Annotated in this window: 16 protein-coding genes and 3 pseudogenes; 1 reads left to right on the top strand and 18 read right to left on the bottom strand. The window is 36.8% G+C overall.

What is annotated here, in order from left to right:
* Window positions 1-410 precede the first annotated feature (410 nt).
* The 6 genes and pseudogenes from AC3WVZ_RS22250 to AC3WVZ_RS22275 all read right to left on the bottom strand — a co-directional run.
* Window positions 411-524: pseudogene (locus tag AC3WVZ_RS22250) on the bottom strand (bifunctional 3-deoxy-7-phosphoheptulonate synthase/chorismate mutase); the annotation flags it as partial.
* Window positions 525-589: 65 nt separating this feature from the next.
* Complete coding sequence (locus AC3WVZ_RS22255; protein WP_233935413.1) at window positions 590-1,297, bottom strand: IS6 family transposase; 708 nt, start codon at window positions 1,295-1,297, stop codon at window positions 590-592.
* A gap of 91 nt (window positions 1,298-1,388) precedes the next feature.
* A pseudogene (gene aroA, locus AC3WVZ_RS22260) lies at window positions 1,389-1,850 on the bottom strand (chorismate mutase); the annotation flags it as partial.
* Between the two features lie 166 nt (window positions 1,851-2,016).
* Window positions 2,017-3,039 carry a CamS family sex pheromone protein gene (locus AC3WVZ_RS22265; RefSeq protein ID WP_233935415.1) on the bottom strand — a complete coding sequence of 341 codons (1,023 nt, stop codon included), beginning with the start codon at window positions 3,037-3,039 and terminating at the stop codon, window positions 2,017-2,019.
* Window positions 3,040-3,157: 118 nt separating this feature from the next.
* Window positions 3,158-3,484 (bottom strand): bacillithiol system redox-active protein YtxJ, encoded by a 327-nt coding sequence (ytxJ, locus tag AC3WVZ_RS22270; protein WP_001057469.1) that lies wholly within the window; start codon window positions 3,482-3,484, stop codon window positions 3,158-3,160.
* Window positions 3,484-3,996 carry a DUF948 domain-containing protein gene (locus tag AC3WVZ_RS22275; protein ID WP_001197720.1) on the bottom strand — a complete coding sequence of 171 codons (513 nt, stop codon included), beginning with the start codon at window positions 3,994-3,996 and terminating at the stop codon, window positions 3,484-3,486. Before AC3WVZ_RS22275 ends, ytxJ begins: the two co-directional genes overlap by 1 nt.
* 187 nt (window positions 3,997-4,183) lie before the next feature.
* On the opposite strand from AC3WVZ_RS22275, the gene AC3WVZ_RS22280 reads away from it, so the two are divergent.
* Entirely contained in the window at window positions 4,184-5,299 is a 1,116-nt protein-coding gene (locus tag AC3WVZ_RS22280; protein ID WP_000654727.1) for an aminopeptidase, read from the top strand.
* A gap of 39 nt (window positions 5,300-5,338) precedes the next feature.
* On the opposite strand, the gene AC3WVZ_RS22285 is transcribed toward AC3WVZ_RS22280, so the two are convergent.
* The 12 genes and pseudogenes from AC3WVZ_RS22285 to AC3WVZ_RS22340 form a co-directional block, all read right to left on the bottom strand.
* Window positions 5,339-5,773, bottom strand: a complete 435-nt coding sequence (locus AC3WVZ_RS22285; protein WP_000709855.1) for a hypothetical protein — start codon at window positions 5,771-5,773, stop codon at window positions 5,339-5,341.
* 15 nt (window positions 5,774-5,788) lie between these two features.
* Window positions 5,789-5,971, bottom strand: coding sequence for a hypothetical protein (locus AC3WVZ_RS22290; RefSeq protein WP_000878355.1), 183 nt, complete (start codon window positions 5,969-5,971; stop codon window positions 5,789-5,791).
* Window positions 5,968-6,372: a PH domain-containing protein gene (locus AC3WVZ_RS22295; RefSeq protein WP_001010641.1), complete on the bottom strand. Its 405-nt coding sequence runs from the start codon at window positions 6,370-6,372 to the stop codon at window positions 5,968-5,970. Before AC3WVZ_RS22295 ends, AC3WVZ_RS22290 begins: the two co-directional genes overlap by 4 nt.
* A gap of 77 nt (window positions 6,373-6,449) precedes the next feature.
* A complete protein-coding gene (locus AC3WVZ_RS22300) occupies window positions 6,450-6,941 on the bottom strand; it encodes a GNAT family N-acetyltransferase (RefSeq protein WP_074047999.1) in 492 nt (163 codons plus the stop codon).
* Window positions 6,938-7,504, bottom strand: a complete 567-nt coding sequence (locus tag AC3WVZ_RS22305) for a GNAT family N-acetyltransferase (protein WP_233935417.1) — start codon at window positions 7,502-7,504, stop codon at window positions 6,938-6,940. The genes AC3WVZ_RS22300 and AC3WVZ_RS22305 overlap by 4 nt, the downstream gene beginning before the upstream one ends.
* Window positions 7,505-7,558: 54 nt before the next feature.
* The gene (gene tnpC / locus AC3WVZ_RS22310; protein WP_233935200.1) at window positions 7,559-8,962 is read right to left on the bottom strand and encodes an IS66 family transposase; all 1,404 of its coding nucleotides are present in this window, start codon (window positions 8,960-8,962) and stop codon (window positions 7,559-7,561) included.
* 337 nt (window positions 8,963-9,299) lie between these two features.
* The gene (gene murC, locus AC3WVZ_RS22315) at window positions 9,300-10,610 is read right to left on the bottom strand and encodes a UDP-N-acetylmuramate--L-alanine ligase (protein WP_000219468.1); all 1,311 of its coding nucleotides are present in this window, start codon (window positions 10,608-10,610) and stop codon (window positions 9,300-9,302) included.
* Between the two features lie 252 nt (window positions 10,611-10,862).
* Entirely contained in the window at window positions 10,863-11,981 is a 1,119-nt protein-coding gene (locus tag AC3WVZ_RS22320) for a nicotinate phosphoribosyltransferase (RefSeq protein WP_000658370.1), read from the bottom strand.
* A 61-nt stretch (window positions 11,982-12,042) separates the two neighbouring features.
* Window positions 12,043-16,113, bottom strand: a complete 4,071-nt coding sequence (locus AC3WVZ_RS22325) for a DNA translocase FtsK (RefSeq protein ID WP_233935419.1) — start codon at window positions 16,111-16,113, stop codon at window positions 12,043-12,045.
* Between the two features lie 250 nt (window positions 16,114-16,363).
* Window positions 16,364-17,733, bottom strand: a pseudogene (locus tag AC3WVZ_RS22330) (IS1182-like element ISBth7 family transposase); the annotation flags it as partial.
* Window positions 17,734-17,860: 127 nt separating this feature from the next.
* On the bottom strand, window positions 17,861-18,814 hold the full coding sequence (locus AC3WVZ_RS22335) for an N-acetylmuramoyl-L-alanine amidase (RefSeq protein WP_139020061.1): 954 nt from the start codon (window positions 18,812-18,814) through the stop codon (window positions 17,861-17,863).
* Window positions 18,815-18,854: 40 nt separating this feature from the next.
* Window positions 18,855-19,199, bottom strand: coding sequence for a hypothetical protein (locus tag AC3WVZ_RS22340; protein WP_000813340.1), 345 nt, complete (start codon window positions 19,197-19,199; stop codon window positions 18,855-18,857).
* Window positions 19,200-19,456 lie beyond the last annotated feature (257 nt).

Consider the following 19,456-nt stretch of genomic DNA (forward strand, 5'->3'; position numbering starts at 1 on the left):
CAGATGCCACCAATCGTCCCGAGTTCTTCCTTTTACTAATGATACGATAAAAACGCAGGCTCATACAATATTTTCCCGCAAAAGTTTCGAAAAAATTCGCTTCTTTTCTCGTATTTTCGTATTTTTTATGAAAAAAGGGCATTTTTTGTAAAAAAATAGATGTTTCCTTAGTAGAAATCTTATTTTAAGCAGTACGATAGTAAATGAAATTTATATCGGCGATTTTTCGAATATATCGACTGTAACTCGAAATATATCAGCGATTTTCCAAATATATCGACCGCAACTCTAATTATATCAGCGATTTTTTAAATATATCAACTTACCAACAAAAATCGACAATGACAGTCGCTATACAATAGGAGAAAGCTGTTCCAAAATGCCTTTTTGGAACAGCTCATTAAAAGTTTTTATAATTTACTTCCAAATGATTTTAATTCATTCATAAAATCATTGAACTGCGGTATATTCATTTGTTGCGCTGCATCAGATAAAGCTACAGCTGGATCTGGATGTACTTCAGCCGGTTCTGGTGCAAAGAAAGGATACGTTCCCAAGAAATAATGAGGATTCCTATTGGAATCATTCTTTACGCTGTTAATCCAAATAATTGATGAATAAATTCTTTTTGATTTTGAACAGACTGATCCCGTAAATCAACCTGTTCTTTTTTTATCATATGCATGGCTTCTACTCCTGCAAGTATACATGTAGCGGTGCCAAAAGATTTAAACCCTAACATAGAGCGTACACGTTTTTTAATGAATCGATGGTCTTGCTCCACTACGTTATTTAGATATTTTATCTGCCGAATTTGAGTGCCTAACGGCACTTTTTTCTCGCTCTTTAATTTAGTGATGGCAACTGGATAAGCAGGATTTTTATCAATTGTGATTGTACGAGGTTTTGAGACATGAAAAGACTGCAAAGCCTTTTTAAAGAATCGCTTTGCAGCCTTATGATTTCTAGTTTTACTGAGATAGAAGTCAATCGTATTTCCTTCAGAATCAACCGCACGGTATAAATACATCCATTGCCCTTTTACTTTTATATACGTTTCATCCACTCGCCATGAATCATTTGTTTGTTTAAGATGACGTCGGATCCGTTGATCCAGTTCCGGTCCGTATTGATGGACCCAGCGCATAATCGTTGTATGAGCTAAAGATAATCCTCTTTCTTCCATCATTTCCACCAAATCTCGAAAACTTAGATTGTACCGTAGGTACCAACGTACAGTTAATAAAATTATATCTGGTTGGTAATGCTTCCATTTAAACAAATTGTCCTTTTTCATACTGATCACATCCCTTTTGTAGAGTAATCGTATCAGTATGTCCAAAATTAGAAGATTACTTGCAATTAACCTAATTTTTTGCACCAGAACCAAACGCACCACCACGCATTAATTTCAGACCTTGCCCTTTCATTGCTTCAGCAACTTGACGTACTTGTTCATAACTTTCCACTGCACACGGTCCCATAATAAAATGCTGATTTCCGTCACCAATTTTTTCACCATTAATTTCAACAATCGTATCTTCTATTTTTTTCTTACGAGAAACAAGTAATGCTTTACGATGATCGTCTTCTTGTAATTCTAAACCAGCTTGAAAAATTTGTTTGAAAATATGTTGTAAAGTCGAAGTTTCAAATGGACCATTATTATTCTCTGCAATTAAATCCAGCATATTTCTTTCACGTACAGGATCAAAACGTTTCACACCTTGTACTTCTTTTAAATTACCAACTTCTTGTACGAGACGACCTCTTTCGTTTAGTAACTCTAATATTTGTAAATTAAGTTGATCAATTTCAGAACGTAAACGACCTAATTGTTGTGATGCCATAAGAAAGCCACCTCTTTCAAATTCCTATATGTTACTTTTTTAAGATAATTTATTATAGCTGATACATATACGATTGTCACACGATATACAGCAAGGAATTACTATCAAAAAACATTATATATTTTCATTTAAAATAAAAAAAAGACAGTTTACATACTGTCTTTTTTTACAAGAAGGAAACAAACGGTTTATCACTGTTTTTCTCTTTTATAATAACGGCCTCAATTTTACTCTCGGACTTGATCTGTAATTGTACTTTCGCATCTTTAGGCAATTTGTCTAACATGCCTTGAGCAGCCAATTGGGTAAGAGCCATTAATTCTGTTTTACCGTTATATTTAATAACAATATTCATATTTAATGTATCCATTTGATCTTTCTTATAAGAAACTTTAGCGTTGACTGGAATAAAATCTCCATTAGAAAAACCTTTTATTTCCTTAGCAAAGTTATTTATTTTTGTATTATCTTCTCCATGTGCTTGTGTAAATTCATCAGAAGGATATGAATACGACTTTTCATCGATCGTACTCCAATTTCCAAGGTTCGTATCATTCTTTTGAACAGTAGCACTAGCAATATACGTACCATTTTTTAAAGAACTTGTACTTTCTTGCTTAAAGATAGCAAACGTAATTGGAGATTTGTTATATTTATCATTTTTGTTAATAGCTTCAATAAGTTGTTTAGCAACTTCAGTCCCTTTAGACATAGCCTCTTCATTCGATACACTTGAAGACATAGCTAAGCCAATCATAACACCAGATAAACTTAATTCATTTGAATTCTGTTTTCCGAAATAATCTTGTTCTATAATATTTGTCAAAACTGGCGCTTCTACTTTCGCAACTAGTTCATCAATTTGTTTCTCTGGAATATACTGGTTTAATTGCAGTACGTGACTCTCTGTATCAAATTGCTGCGTTGCAATATTTATTAAACCATTTTCATACTCTGCTAAATCTAATTTAGAATTTGTTTTTATATTAGCTGTATTAATAACCTTTTGTTCTTTTAAAGGAATAACAGTTCTATAATAATCTTTAGAAACAGCAGTTCTCGGAATCATACTTTTTTCTTTTGTATCTTTTTGTATAACTTCATCCTTCTTACTAATCGTATTACTATTGTTACTACAAGCTCCCAGTAATAAACTTACGACTGCGAAGGATAATGCCATTTTCTTCATTACTTAAAACCTACTTTCAACAATCTAGTTATTTAGTTTGAACTATTAATAGTGTACCACTAAATATATTTCAACAAAAACAAAAAAAAAGAAGCAAGCACCTTTAGCTTGCTTCTTTTTACTTTATATTCTCTTCTAAAGCATCTTTTTTAATATTCCAATGAGATGTATTCCATACTACCATCCCATCTTTTATGTATAACACTTGCGGTGATTCATGTCTAATACTGTATTGTTCTGCAACACGATTTGACACATCTCTCGCATCTTGTACGTATAAGTAATACGCTGGCACTTCTCTTTCTTCGCTGCAATACGCTTGAAATTCTGTGTATGCACCGTGACTAATTGGGCATGTCGTACTGTGTTTAAAAAGAACATACGGCTCGTTCTTTTCTACTAAGACTTCAAGCTCTTCAATTGTTTCAAGTTTTGTCATATTCATCACGATTCACCTCTCATACGAAATCTAGAGCGTTTCTCTTTCTTTTCAGCTTTTTTCTCAATTCTTTCTAATTTACGCTCTTCTTTTTCAACCTTCTTCTCTTGTCTCGACGCACGGTAATGATTGTATACTTCAATCGCCGCACTGCTCCACTGTACAACTTGCGCTACTTTATCAGCGTTATTTTCAATTTCGTCCGTTACAGAGTCTGATACATTACGAAGCTTCGTATTTAAAGATTGGATTGTCGTTCCAATCCCATCTACACCCGCTACCACTTTATTTAATGACTGTGACTTCTGTTGAATATCATCAGCTAACGCATTCGTTTTATGTAATAATTGCTCTGTCTCTACGCTAATTCCTTGCATTTGTTTTTCTAAACCTTCTAACGTGCTTGCAACGTTTTCTAACGTCTTCTGAACCGATAACAACGTTCTACATACATACACTACTAATACTGCGAAAGCAACCGCGATAATAGCCGCACTTACATATAAAAGAACTTGCATTTCATCACTTCCTTTATCTTTTTCATACTTTCCCCTATTATACAATCATTTTCCGTTTCATTCTAATCCCTATCTCATCATTAGAATTTTCATACTTATTCGTTAACTGTAACATAAATCATTCAACAAATTCCACTAAGTAGGTTACAATAGGAGAGGATACATAATTAGTAGGGAGGCTTTACATATGAAAGATCCACGTATTGAAAAGTTAGCATACAATTTAATTAACTACTCTATCCGCTTACAAAAAGGTGAAAAAGTATTAATTGAAAACTTTGGCTTACAAAAAGAACTTGTAACTGCACTTGTAAAAGAAGCATATGCAGCTGGTGGTTTCCCATTCGTCTCTTTAAAAGATCATCAAGTAGATCGCTCTTTATTAATGGGTGCTACTGAAGAACATTTCGAACAAATCGCTGCATATGAAGCAAGCGTAATGAAAGACATGGACGCTTATATCGGCCTTCGCTCTGGCGATAATATTAATGAACAAGCTGACGTTCCAAGTGAGCGTATGAAAGTTCATGGCCAAACAGTTGGTAAAAAAGTTCATAGAGACATTCGCGTTCCAAAAACACGCTGGGTTGTTCTTCGCTACCCAAATGCTTCTATGGCACAGCTTGCTAAAATGAGTACAGAAGCTTTCGAAGACTTCTACTTTGAAGTATGTAACTTAGACTACGGTAAAATGGATAAGGCGATGGACAGCCTTGTTACATTAATGAATAAAACAGATAAAGTTCGTTTAACTGGTCCTGGAACTGACTTAACATTCTCTATTAAAGACATTCCAGCAATTAAATGCTCCGGTCATTTAAACATTCCAGACGGTGAAGTATACTCTGCACCAGTTCGTGATTCTGTTAACGGTACAGTTTCTTACAACACACCATCTCCTTACAACGGTTATACATTTGAAAATGTACAACTTAAGTTCGAGAACGGCCAAATCGTTGAAGCAACTGCAAACGATTCAGAACGCATTAACAAAATCTTCGATACAGACGAAGGCGCACGCTACGTTGGTGAGTTCGCAATCGGCGTAAACCCATACATCTTACATCCAATGGGAGACATCCTATTCGATGAAAAAATCGATGGCAGCTTCCACTTCACTCCTGGACAAGCTTACGACGATGCATGGAACGGTAACAACTCGAACATTCACTGGGATTTAGTATGTATCCAACGCCCTGAATACGGCGGCGGCGAAATTTACTTCGACGACGTACTCATCCGTAAAGACGGACGCTTCGTTGTAGCTGAATTAGAAGCTTTAAATCCAGAGAACTTAAAATAATAAAAAAAACGCTCGGGATGTTTCCGAGCGTTTTTTTTATTAATACTTTAATAACTCTTTCGCCACATCTTCTGGCACTTTAAAACTCATTTTCTTATTTTTCATTTCAACTTCGACATAAGGGACATCTTTATATACTGTCATCGTACCAATTTCATGTAACTCTTTTTTATCTTTACTCGAATCCAATAATTTCGGTGTATCCTCTTGATACATTGTAAATGTTTTCCCTTGCGGAGTATCTAAAGGAGCCGATTGCATTTTCCACTTATCCATTTTCATGACTTCAAACAGCTTTTCAATTTTTTTCTTATCGGTAATTACTTTTTTCTCACTTGAATCAGTAAGTGATTCAATTTCAACTTTTTGTGCCTTTTCTAAGTTCATATCAGCCTTTTCCTTCTTCGCACTACACCCTATTAAAAGAAAGGATGCAGTTAACAGAAGTAAAAATAACATAAGGGCTTTTTTCATTTCTAATCCCCCTAACTACATAGTGCTACTTTTCTCACTTTTTGTTTGCTGAAAATGAAAATAATATAAAAGCGCCACTGCAATAGTACTTATTAATATTGGTATATATAAGGGCAAATCCCATTTCATATATACTCTAGTGCAAATAGCAAGCACCAGTAATATTTCTAAGCAAAACAAAGGTTTTACATATTTCATTTCTTACCCACCATTTCTATTTTCACATGTGGATTTTCTTTTTCGATAAGCGCCAAAAATTCATTCATATCTTGCGGCATCGCAACCATATGTACTTTATATGCATTCGTCGTAATTTCAAGAGACTTTCCGACCTGACGTATAATTCTCACATCTTTTAATACAATATCATCATTTAAAATACCGTACTTTAATACGCCATTTTCTACTTTATGTTTTTTAATAAATACTTCCCAAACGAGTGGTACATTTACAATGAAGCATAAACCCATCCCAATCAACGCTGACATCCAATGCGCTTTATTAGTGAAAAGCATGACAATTGGATATATAAACATAAAAACTAACGTAAGGCAAACGAAAATGACTACTGACTTACTTCTTTGAATTGGAAAGTTCATACCTACACCCCCCTAATCCAAATTATACCACTATTTCCATTTTAGTTCATAGAAAAAGGCCATTTCTAAATGACCTTTTACACAATGTACCTATAAAATTTCTTATCTACCTGTAGCACCGGAAAGTTTTTCGGCAACTCGTCTATACTCACACTTTGAAAACCATTCTTTTCATAAAAGCGATGCGCCGCTAAAAATTTCACTGTCGTTCCTAAGTAAATATCTTTCAGCTTTTTATTCTCAGCCCATGAAATTGCTGTTTGGAGCAACTTATGTGATGCACCCCACTCTTTTCCGCGAAATTCTTTTTTTACGAACATTTTTCTTAACGCTACTTGATGATTCCCAATATCTAATAAAGCTACTGTTCCAACTACTTTACCATCATAATTTGCTACCCAAAAGTTTCCATGATTCCTTTGATAAAATGTTTCTATTTCAAGCAGGTCTGGCTGCTCTTCTTTCGCAATGGGGACATTGTACTCTTTTTGCTGAATATGAACGATAAGATTTACTACTTCGTCTTGAAATTTACTTTCATACGGAACAATATGAATCTTCTCGTTCATCGAATCTCTTTCCATTCTGAAGCTAGTAAACTATATACAGCGATATCATGAAAATGATCATATAGCCATTCTTCATCTCGTAAAATACCATCTAACTTAAATCCTAAACGTTCTGGAATTGCGCGGCTTTTCGCATTTCCAACACCGCACCGAATTTCAATTTTATTCAGCTTTAAATTTTCAAATGCATAGTGAAGTACAGCCTTTACGCTACGCGTCATAATACCTTTCCCGCCAGCATCTTCTGCAAGATAATACCCAAGACTCGTCGCTTTCTTCCCCCAGCTCACTGGATGAATGCCTACCATCCCAACGAGCTTTCCTTTGTAACGTATACCACTTTCAAAACCGTCTCCCTCTGCAAACTTCTTTAACCACATCGGAAAAATTTCATCATAAGCATCAGCAGATTTTGTCCCACCTACCCAAGGGAGCCATTTCCGTAAATGATTACGGTTTTGATCTAATAATTGATATAATTCCTCTTTATGATGTTTTTCGTAACTACTCAGCTTCTTCAAATAAAAAAACAGGCCAAATACATGTTTCCGATTCGAAAACATGAAAAGAAAATACTCCAATCAGAGAAAGAATCTATGCCAAATAGAGAAATTCTCTTATGAAGTCGTGTTATTCCAAGGAACCGTTCTAGTTTCTATGACTTGGTTTATCGCTTGTAAGACCGATTGTTTTTGTTTTTTCATGGTACTCATAAAGCTTCGTATCTGACAAAAAGATTCTGCGCCTTTCTTACTTCGGAAAGTCCCAGACACTTTCTGTTTTACTTTCGTCATCCGAATATCCCGTTCTGCTTGATTGTTATCAAATGGAATGGCTGGATGTTCTAAAAACCCTAGAATTCTGTCAGAATACTTGACGAAGCGATTCCATAAATTTTGAGAAGGCGTCTGCTTTCCTTTCTTCTTTTGTTTCGTGGAAAGAATCTGTTGTTCTTTCAATATGGATTGATACATAATAAACAGATTCTTTTGCGTCGCTTTTGGCATGGTACCTTCGGATTGCTTTTTCATCGTCAACGCTTGCGTTAGAAATTTCTGCATCTGTTGTGCCCATTGTTCTCCAGTACTATCTATAATTCCTTGTAAATCTCGTAAGAGATGGGCATTACATAAAACGTGACGACAATCTGTATACGCATCATACGATTTCCAACCATCATGCATCGCAATTCCAGAAAAAGATGGCAAGATTTCTCCAGCATCCATTGCTTCTTTTCCACGTTTTTGATGAATATGTTGCAATGTCACCTCCGGTGTACTGGCAGTATGTAACCATTGTGTTTTGTTTTCTACACGCATACCAGTTTCATCAAAATGGACAACAGGAGACTGCAGAATCTTTTCCTTTACTTCTTTTATGAATGGCTGCAATTGAGAAGCGAAAGCCTGTGTATGATTTACCAGGGTTCCTTCGCTTATAGAATGTCCAAAACAATCCTGAAAGAATTCTTTTGTTCGCTTCAAAGAAATGCATTGATAATGCGTTAAATAGGGAATCAGTCTTTTTATATTTGGACCATATTGAACAGGACGAGATACTGTCGAAGGAAATTGGGCTTCTTGGATAGAATGGCAATGTGGGCATTCTTTCTGTTCTACTTTATGTTCTGTCACTTCGATCTGAATAGGTGGTAAGTCATACACTTGGCGAATGCGATACCCTTTTACAGGCTCGTGGTTCAAGGAAGTATGACAACAAGTACAATATGTAGGAGAATGTGTAATCGTATGATCTGGAGTCGCTGTCAAACCAAGAGTATGTCCCTTGTGGCCCAACTGGCCACCCGTTTGACGATGAGACGGTTTGCGCAAACTTTTTGTAACGGGCTTACCCAAACCATCTGTAGAAGGTGGCTTATGACTATTTTTGGAGTTTTTTTTTGAAGCATTTTCTAGTTCTTGTATACGTTTTTCTAACTTAGAAAATGTTTCTTCAAATAAAGAAATAACAGCTTCAGGTCCTTTTTTATATGTATCTAAAATAATTTTTCGATCGACCATAAGATTCACCTCCCCTGTTTGATATACTCAGTATTTACAAATGGGAGGCATATGAAACTAGTAAAATTTAAAAAAGACACCGAAAGGTGGCTGAGTAGTTACTGTTTTTCTAGTAATTGTAGTTCGATTTCGTCATCTACTCGGAGTGTGAACATGTTTTTTAGTCCCCTTTTTAGTTTTCTTATTATTCTAACATTTATATTTCAAAACGCGTACCAATATATCAACGATTTTTGAAACATATCGAACACAACTCCATATATATCGACGTTTCAACATTAATGCACAACCACGACAACATAAAAAAGACGCACAGCCAAGCTATGCGTCTTTTCTATTATTTCTCTGCAACTTGAACTTCTTTTACGTAAGCCGCTTCGAATTTTTGGATGTCACCTGCGCCCATGAAAATTAGAACGCCGTTTTTATGTTTCTTTAATACATCCGTTGTTGTATCTGTAATTAATTCTGCACCGTCAATACGCTTTTGCAGATCTTCGATTGTTAATTCACCTTTGTTTTCACGTGCTGATCCGAAAATATCACATAAGTATACTTGGTCAGCTTTGCTTAGGCTTTCTGCGAACTCATCTAAGAACTTTTCTGTACGTGAGAATGTATGTGGCTGGAATACAGCGACAATTTCACGCTCTGGATGTTTTTGACGAGCAGCTTCAATCGTTGCATTAATCTCTGTCGGATGGTGTGCGTAGTCATCGATGATTACTTGCTCTCCCATCGGCTTTTCATTAAAGCGACGTTTTACGCCTTCAAAAGTTGTTAATTGATGTTTTACTGCTTCTACATCAACATTTTCATAATGACAAAGCGCGATTACTGCTAACGCATTTAATACGCTGTGATTGCCGTATCCTGTAATTTTGAACGTATCATAGTACGTGTTACGAACGAATACATCAAATATCGTACCATCTGTTCTCTTTTGAATGTTGCGTGCTTGGAAATCATTATCTTCTCCAAATCCATAGAAAATAACAGGTACTTTCGCTTGAATTTTTTGAAGTTCTTCATCATCTCCACATGCAATAATGCCTTTTTTCACTTGCAATGCCATCTCTTGGAATGCACTGAATACATCATTGATGTCTGCAAAATAATCTGGATGATCAAAATCAATATTCGTCATAATTGCATAGTCTGGATTATAAGACAAGAAATGACGACGATACTCACAAGCTTCAAATACAAAATACTTACTATTTTCTACCCCATGCCCTGTTCCATCTCCAATAAGGTAAGATGTTGGGTGTGCACCTTGCATTACATGGGCTAACAAACCTGTTGTTGATGTTTTTCCGTGTGCACCAGTTACAGCAACACTTGTGTATTGGCTCATCAGGTCACCTAAGAAATGATGGTAACGATGGACTGGGATGTTTAATTCTTTTGCTGCTACGATTTCTTCATGCGTATCAGGAAATGCATTTCCTGCAATAATCACTTGTCCTTCTTCTACATTATTCTTATCAAAAGGAAGGATCGAGATACTACGCTTTTCCAACGCTGTTTGTGTAAAGAAACGCTTTTCATAATCAGACCCTTGAACAGTATGCTTCATATCATGAAGAATTTGCGCTAATGAACTCATTCCTGTTCCTTTAATTCCTACAAAATGGTAAACTGTCATCTTAAAGAACCTCCAACATTTCGAACTAATACAACGGCCTATCTATAAGACAGTATATGAATCTTTTCTTATTTTGGTAATCATCATACATTTTTGATGTAGTGAAGTTATTCTTTCCCTTCACTTATCAGGATAAACTCGTACGTACTTCTTTATATGTCCATAATAAGTCCATTATAGCAAAAAAGAAGCCGCTATACTATGATAACAGAAAAACTGATAGGGTCAATCACCTATCAGTTTTTCTCTCTTTTACATCTCTTCTCTTTTTTCTAATTGAACACGCTCTAAACGTGGGTTTGGACGATATTTACGACCAGCTTTTGCTTCTGGTTTCCCATTTAGTTCTACATTATCACCAGTAAAGCCAATATTCATTTTTAATAAGCTACTTCCTACCCCGTATATGTCAACAGGTACGTTTTGAGCTTCAAATTCACGAATACGCTTCTCATCAAATCCACCAGTTACAACGATGTCTACATGCTGGAATCCTTCTTCATCAAGTGCTTTACGAAGTGCGAATACAAGCGATGGGTTTACACCACGTGGATCGAATGTTCCAAGTACTTCTGGATGGCGAATAAAGTATTGATCAATCATCGTGCGGGACGTATCTACACGTACACCTTTTAATGTTGATCCAAATTCACGCGCTACGCGAAGTGCATCTGTAATGACATCATTGTTGTAATCAATTAATACAACTAATTCATCTTCTGGGAATTTCTTATGATATGCTTTTGCCGCTTCCACAACATCACCATTAAACATTTGAATTAATGCGTGAGGCATCGTCCCCATACCACTTTTGCCCCACCATTCATTCATCGCATGCGTCGCTTGTGCGCTCATACCTCCGATGTATGCTGCATAACCGTCACCAGCTTGTTGTGTATAATGATCATCACGATCTCCCATGAAAATAACTGGTTTTTCTTTATCTACGCTACGCGCAGCTTGGACAACGTTATATACGTTTGTCGCAACCGATGTACGACGAGCTAAAATCCCATCAATGACACCTTCTAAAAATCCGAAATTTTCATAAGGACCATGAATTGTTAACACTGTTTCAAATGGACTAATTTTATCGCCATCTTTTAAAGAGTTAATTTCAAGTTCCTCAGGATTTTTAGCGAATGTTTGTAGCAATGCAATTACTTCATCCGTTCCGCAAAGAACTGCATTTTCCTTTTGGAAAAATTGCATCGTTACAACACTTTTCGGGCGAAATTCTTCGATGATTTCTCTAGTCTTTAAAAAGTAAACGGCAGAGAACCAACCTTCTCCAACACGTTCGTCAAATTTAAATGTTTTATTTGTTAGTCTATTTATTTCACCTTTTAATTTTAATTCAATTTCTTTCATGTCGCTTTACTCCCTACTTTACTATCCAACATTTTCTCTTAGTATACAGCAAAACCGTTTACTATACATTTGTTTCCTGCATAGCGGCAAATTCATCCTCAGAAATAAGGACATCTCTCGGTTTCGTTCCTCTACCTTCAGAAATAATTCCTTGCGATTCCATCTCTTCAATGAGACGTGCCGCGCGATTATAACCGATGCGGAATTTTCGCTGTACAGAAGATGTGGACGCTCCCCCTTGTTCTACAACAAATTGACATGCATCAAGGAACAATTCGTCTTCCGACTCAGCTTGTTCTGTTTTCGCTAATAAATCCTCTTGCTTAAATAAGTAATTCGGCTTCATTTGCTTTTTCACATGATCAACTGTTTTTTCAATCTCATCATCCGATACGTATACACCTTGTACACGAACTGGTTTAGATGTACCGTTCCCTAAGAATAACATATCACCACGGCCAAGTAATTTCTCCGCGCCCCCAATATCAATAATCGTACGCGAATCAACTTGAGATGATACAGTAAACGCAATACGCGTTGGAATGTTTGACTTAATTAAACCTGTAATAACATCTACAGATGGACGCTGCGTCGCTACTAATAAATGAATACCACAAGCACGTGCTTTTTGCGCAATACGACAAATCGCTTCCTCAACATCACCAGGTGCTACCATCATTAAATCGGCTAACTCGTCAATGACAATAACGATATAAGGTAATGTCTCTCCTGGAATTTCTCGCTCACTTACAATCGTATTGTAGCGAGTTAAATCACGAGCACCTGCGTGTGCAAACAATTCATAACGGCGTTCCATTTCCTCAACTGCCCATTTTAATGCAGCTGTCGCTGCTTTTACATCCGTAATAACAGGTGCTACAAGATGCGGAACAGAATTGTATGGTGCAAGCTCAACCATCTTCGGATCAATTAACATTAACTTCACTTCATGTGGTTTCGCTTTATATAAAATACTCGTTAAAATCGCGTTAATACACACACTTTTACCTGAACCCGTTGCACCCGCAATAAGTCCGTGCGGCATTTTTCGAATATCCGTTACAATTGGGTCCCCTGAAATATCAAGTCCAAGCGCAACAGTAAGCGGTGATTCACTCTTTGTGAATACAGGACTTCTTAAAATTTCGCGAAGAAATACTGGCTTGCTTTCTTTATTTGGAACTTCAATTCCAATTGCACTCTTCCCTGGAATCGGCGCTTCAATACGAATATCTTTCGCAGCTAAACTTAACTTAATATCATCACTTAAGTTTGTAATTTTATTTACTTTCACACCTGGGTCTGGCTGTACTTCAAAACGAGTTACCGCTGGCCCTTGCGATACATTAATAACATGTGCGCCAACGTGAAAATTATTAAACGTTGTATCTAATAATTCTTTCTGCTCCTCTAACCATTCTGTATTATCTAACGCTGATTGCTGTGGAATCGACAACAGCGCTAATGGTGGAACAGTATATGTCGGTGGTGTATGCAATACATTTCGCATATCGTTCTCTCTTTGATTTACAACATATGCTTTCTCTTGTACTTCCGTACTTGAAATTGGCTTTTGTACTTGCTCTTCCACTACTTGCTGCATTGGTTGCTCTTCCACTTGTGGTTCTACTACCACCTGCTGCACTGGGCGCTCTTCCACTTGTGGTTCTACTACCACCTGCTGCACTGGGCGCTCTTCCACTTGTGGTTCTACTACCACCTGCTGCACTGGACGTTCTTCCACTTGTGGTTCTACTACCACCTGCTGCATTGGGTTTTCTTCCACTTGTGGTTCTGCTACTACTTGCTGCACTGGGCGTTCTTCCACTTGTGGTTCTGCTACTACTTGCTGCACTGGGCGTTCTTCCACTTGTGGTTCTGCTACTACTTGCTGCACTGGGCGTTCTTCCACTTGTGGTTCTGCTGCCTCTTGTTGTACTGGCTTATTCTCTACTCGTACATTAGCAGAAGGCTGCATTGCATTTGCTCTAGCTGCATGTCTTTCCATTAATCGTGTTCTATCTTGTTTCAACATAACAACATTAAATGGTACATGGCGTTTTTTCTCACGTTTTGGTTCTTCTTTTTGTACAACTGGTTGCTCTTCTGCGATTGGTGTTTCTTCTACAACTCGTTGCTCTTCTACGACTGGCGCTTCTTCTACAACTCGTTGCTCTTCTGCGACCTGTGCTTCTTCTACAACTCGTCTATTTTCCTCTGTTTCTGCAATTAAAACATTCGCAAAGCTTTGAACATCTTTCTTCGTTTGTTCATCAGCCTCAGCAACATGTATGAATTCACTCTTTTGTTCAATTGCTTCATCTTCTTGCTGAATTTCCTCAAGTGCTACAAATGTCTCTACTACAGGCGCTTTTGTTTCTGCAATCACTTCTGTTTCTTCTGCTTCCGCAATTACTTCCACTTCTTCTGACTCTTCTGTTTCTGCAATCACTTCTACTTCTTCTGCTTCCGCAATTACTTCCACTTCTTCTAACTCTTCTGCTTTCGCAATTACTTCAGCTTCTTCTGACTCTTCTGCTTCCGCAATTACTTCCACTTCTTCTGACTCTTCTGTTTCTGCAATTACTTCAGCTTCTTCTGACTCTTCTGCTTCCGCAATTACTTCCACTTCTTCTGACTCTTCCGTTTCTGCAATTACTTCCACTTCTTCTGACTCTTCTGTTTCTGTAATTACTTCCACTTCTTCTAGCTCTTCTGTTTCCGCAATTACTTCTACTTCTTCTAGCTCTTCTGTTTCTGTAATTACTTCTACTTCTTCTGACTCTTCCGCTTCTGCAATTACTTCCACTTCTTCTGACTCTTCTGCTTCCGCAATTACTTCAGCTTCTTCTAGCTCTTCTGTTTCTGTAATTACTTCTACTTCTTCTGACTCTTCCGCTTCTGCAATTACTTCCACTTCTTCTGACTCTTCTGCTTCCGCAATTACTTCAGCTTCTTCTGACTCTTCTGTTTCTGTAATTACTTCCACTTCTTCAGGTGCCTCTATTTCCATAACTACTTCTTCAAACTCTTCCGTTTCTGCAATTACTTCTACTTTTGACACTTCTTCTGGTATTTCCACAATGATTGTTTCTTCAAGTTTTTCTTCTGCTTTGACAATCACTGATTCTTCTGGAGCTTGCTTTTCTACTTCAATAGTAGGTTGTTTTATTTCTGTATTACGTTTAATTTCTTCTGATAATATTGTATCCTCGTGCTCTACTTTAGAAGCTACTAATTCTTCTTGTAGATTGTTTTCGTTTAACACCACTACATCTTTTTCTAGCTTAGCACTTTCCATCTGCTCAGCTACTGTTTTATGAAGTAATTCATCCGCTGAAACTTCCTGCGGTGTACTCATTTCTTGAATCACTTCTTTTTCTTCTACTAAAGGCACTTGGCGTTCAATTTCATAACCGTTTTTCTCTAGCCATTGATCAACTACTGACTTTTCTTCCTTTTTATTCTCTTCAGATTGTTGCTCTCCTTGCTGGTTAGCAGCTCTATGACTAGAAGAAGTTGGTACTTGTCCTTCTGAGAAATCAGATAATTTATATCCTTTTTTCTCTAACCATGCATCAACGACTGATTTACCCTCTACAGATATTTCAAGATCTTCTCTTTCTTTTACTTCCTCCTGCTTTTCAACCTTTTTCTCTACTGAAGGACGATTATATCCATAAATTGGCGAAATCATTTCTGTTGGACGAAATGGTCTACGGTTACTCTCTTGCGAAGGTGCAGATGCCTTTTTAACGACAGACTCCCGCACCGGTTCATATTGCACTTCCGGTTCTTCATATGTAGAAACAACCTTTTCCACATACGGTCGTCTGCTTCTTTCCACCTTTATTCCTCTTTGGGCAGTCGGTTCTTCATATGCTACTCCTTGAACAGGTTGTTCTTCAAAGCGATTTACTTCGCTTTCATCCTCTTCATCGAACCCATTATCCGGTACTAAAGGAAAACGGCATTTACCTGCATTCCTACTTGCCATTTGTGCTTCTCTTGCTTCAGTGTAGTGGTTTACACGAGGAATTTTCGGCTGACTTTCAATTTGCTTTGGTACTTCTTTATTCATCGCTGTTTGTTCTTCCTCTTTGTTAAACAGCTTTTTCATCCAATCTAACATGCTTACCACTCTTTCTACTAAATAGTAACATCCTTTATTGTATCAGCATTCGGCAAAAAGTGCAGGTAAAATTAAGCATGTCATATTTATCCACAATATTCTAATTTACGAGTGTTTTCATATGGAAAAACGCAGTCTTACATGTAAGACTGCGTTTACAGAGTGTTGGGAAACCCTTTAGGGTTCCCAACACTCTGGAATCTTTTTTGATTTTAGCGAATAAAAACAACATAAAATAATAGAATTTTAAAAAATAGCCCTCCACCTGACCCTTTTTGGTCAGGTGGAGGGCTATTTTTTTCATGTTTTGACAAGCTGCGGTGAGATAAGCTTGCATTTGGACAGACTTCAGCCCTCGAAACCGGGCATAGCGGTAGCCATGTAGTTCTTTGGCGTCTGCAAAGCTTCGCTCTATAGTGGAACAGCGTACTTTATACAACCTTTTCCCTGTAGCTGTTAGCTTGTTTTTTCTAGCAATATCCTTATATTTCTCCCACACATGATGAGTGATAACTTTTTGTTTTTGTTTCTTTGAAAAGCACACCTCACGTAACGGACAAACAGCGCAGTCTTCTGGATTCGATTTGTATTGACGGTATCCTTCACGATCAGTTGTTACATATTCTAGAATACATCCCATCGGACAAGCGAAAACATTCATTTCTTCTACATATTTAAATTGGCTTTTCGGTACTTCTTTATTCCGTTTTCCAAATCGGCGATACCCCATCACCATAAATATATTCCGTTCTGATAGTTTCTTACAGATATATCCTGTAAAATAGCCAGCATCAAGGGCAACAGCTTCTACTTTGAAGTCGAATTTATCAATCTGAGCTTGGAGGCGTGCTAAATACGGCTCGGAATCTGCCATATTTCCAGCCGTTACATAGGTATCTGTAATAATATTGTACTTCGCATCAGTCGTACGATGATCCAAGAAATGAAAACCATTTGGTTTTCCATCTCTCATTAAAAATCCACTATCTGGATCCGTTGTACTTATACGAGTTTTTTTGGTAGGGGTATCACTTTCCTTTCTAGGTTTTAATTCTTTTTTCCATGTACCTCACGATCTTCGATTACCGCAGCTTCTAGCTCGTCTATATAAAACTTTGCTTTTTCTTTTTTATATTTATGTACAAATTTATTTTTATTGGCATTGGCCTTAATATGTGTAGAATCTGTCATCAGTGCACGTCCTCCTACCATCCGGTGCTCCGTCGCTTGTCTCACAATCTCATCAAAAATTTCTTCGAAAATATTTGTATGAATAAAACGAGTACGACGATTCCAACTGATTGTAGAGTGATCCGGAATAGTATCCGATAGAGAAAACCCTAAAAACCAACGGTAGGCAATATTCGTTTTAATTTCCTTTTCCAATTGACGCTCAGAACGAATACCGTAAAAATATCCAATAAACATCATCTTAAATAAAACAATAGGATGAATGGACGGGCGTCCATTGTTTTCACAGTAATAAGGGCGTAACTTCTCTTCAATAAAATCAAAACTAATTGTCGCTTCAATTGCACGAAGGAAATGATCTTGTGGAACCAACTCTTCTACAGAAACAGATACACGCTCATCACGATGATTTTTTAAAGCACCCATCATAAAAAATCTCTCCTTTTCCTCTTTTTTATCAGTGTTGACACATAAAAAGAGGTTCAGACACAAAAACAGGCTGTGGAGAAGACTTTCTCCACAGCCTGAAAACGCAGTCTTACATGTAAGACTGCGTTTAAGCTTTACTCTTCCGATATTCATCTACACTATCCGTTACACTTTGCAATAAAGAATTTACATACTGCGGGTCAGATAATTTTTTATCTTCTTCATAGTTTGACATAAACCCAAGTTCTAATAGTACGCCAGGTACTTTGGACCAATTGAATCCCGAAAGGTCATCCCTGAATTTAATTCCATTTACTTTCACTTGCTGATTTTCTCTCATTTTTTTTACTATCGTTTGAGAGATTTGAAGACTTTCCGCATAAATCTCTTTCGTATACGGACTTCCTTCTGCCGGCGTCAATACAGCGAATCCACTTTGATTCGGATTTTCAGAACCATCTGCATGAAGACGTAAAAATAAATTCGCCTTATGATCATTCGCCAATGTCGCACGTTCTTTATTGCTTATATCAACATCTTGTGACGTTCTCGTCATCAATACTTGCATTCCCTTTGCTTCTAACTTTTCTTTTAATACGAAAGCCATTTCTAATACAAGAACAGCCTCTCTTTTTTTCGTCACAACACCAGTTGTACCATCTGTCACTTTATATTTTTGCGTCGTTGCTCCTGGCCCAATCGGCTCTAAATTTAAATTTGCTTTTTGTTGGTGTCCCGGATCAATAACAACGAGAAACTTTCCTTGTTTTTCATTACTCTCTACTTTTTGTTCATTATTTTGCACCGGTTGCTCTGCTGGCTGTACTGGCGTAGTTTCTTCTTTCTTTTCCTCAGATGATACTTCCTCTTGCTTATGTTCTACTTGCTCATTCGTTTGAATTGCTTGCAATTCTTCGTTTATTTCTTGTTCTTGCTGTTTTTCTACCGGTGCGTCTTCTTTGGTATCTTTGTTTTTCTCTTGTATAGAAGATTTAGTTTCTTTTTTCGGCTGCTCTTGTGAACAACCGGCCATATATATTCCAATGAATGCAATCATGCTCATTATTTTTATATACTTCATACTTCTCTCCCATCACTTTGCACCGGATTCAAAATTTTTCTTATAATTGCCCTATAATCTCATCCATATTTCCAATATAAACTGGCTGCCATTTTTCTGTACCACGTTCTGCAGTATAAACCGGATAAGCGTCATCATCTATATTTACGAAAACTGGATTGCCCATATCCGTTTCATATCCAATTGTAATCCATCCTTCTTGCCACTTTCCGTTTTCTTCACTTATTAATGAATTTTTATGTTTATCGTATCGGTAACCGATTTGTCCTTTTTCTAATTCACTTTCACTAAACACATATATTTCATAAGTACCTAGCTCAATATCTTGCTGTTTTGAAGTTTCAATTCGTTTCAGAAGTTCTGCGATTTTTGGTTGTTGTTTCATAAGTCTATCCCCTTCTATTTTTCTAAATTTTAACTAGATTGTTTATAAAATACAATATAGATTTTGTGAAAAAGGTGACATCCTTATAATATGAATGATTTTTTGAATATATCTGTCAAAACTCTCAATATATCAACAATTTTTCAAATATATCTATCGTAACTCTACATATATCAACGATTTTTCAAATATATCTATCGTAACTCTACATATATCAACGATTTTTCAAATATATCTATCGTAACTCTACATATATC

It is taken from the genome of Bacillus sp. CPT56D-587-MTF (genome assembly GCF_058792335.1).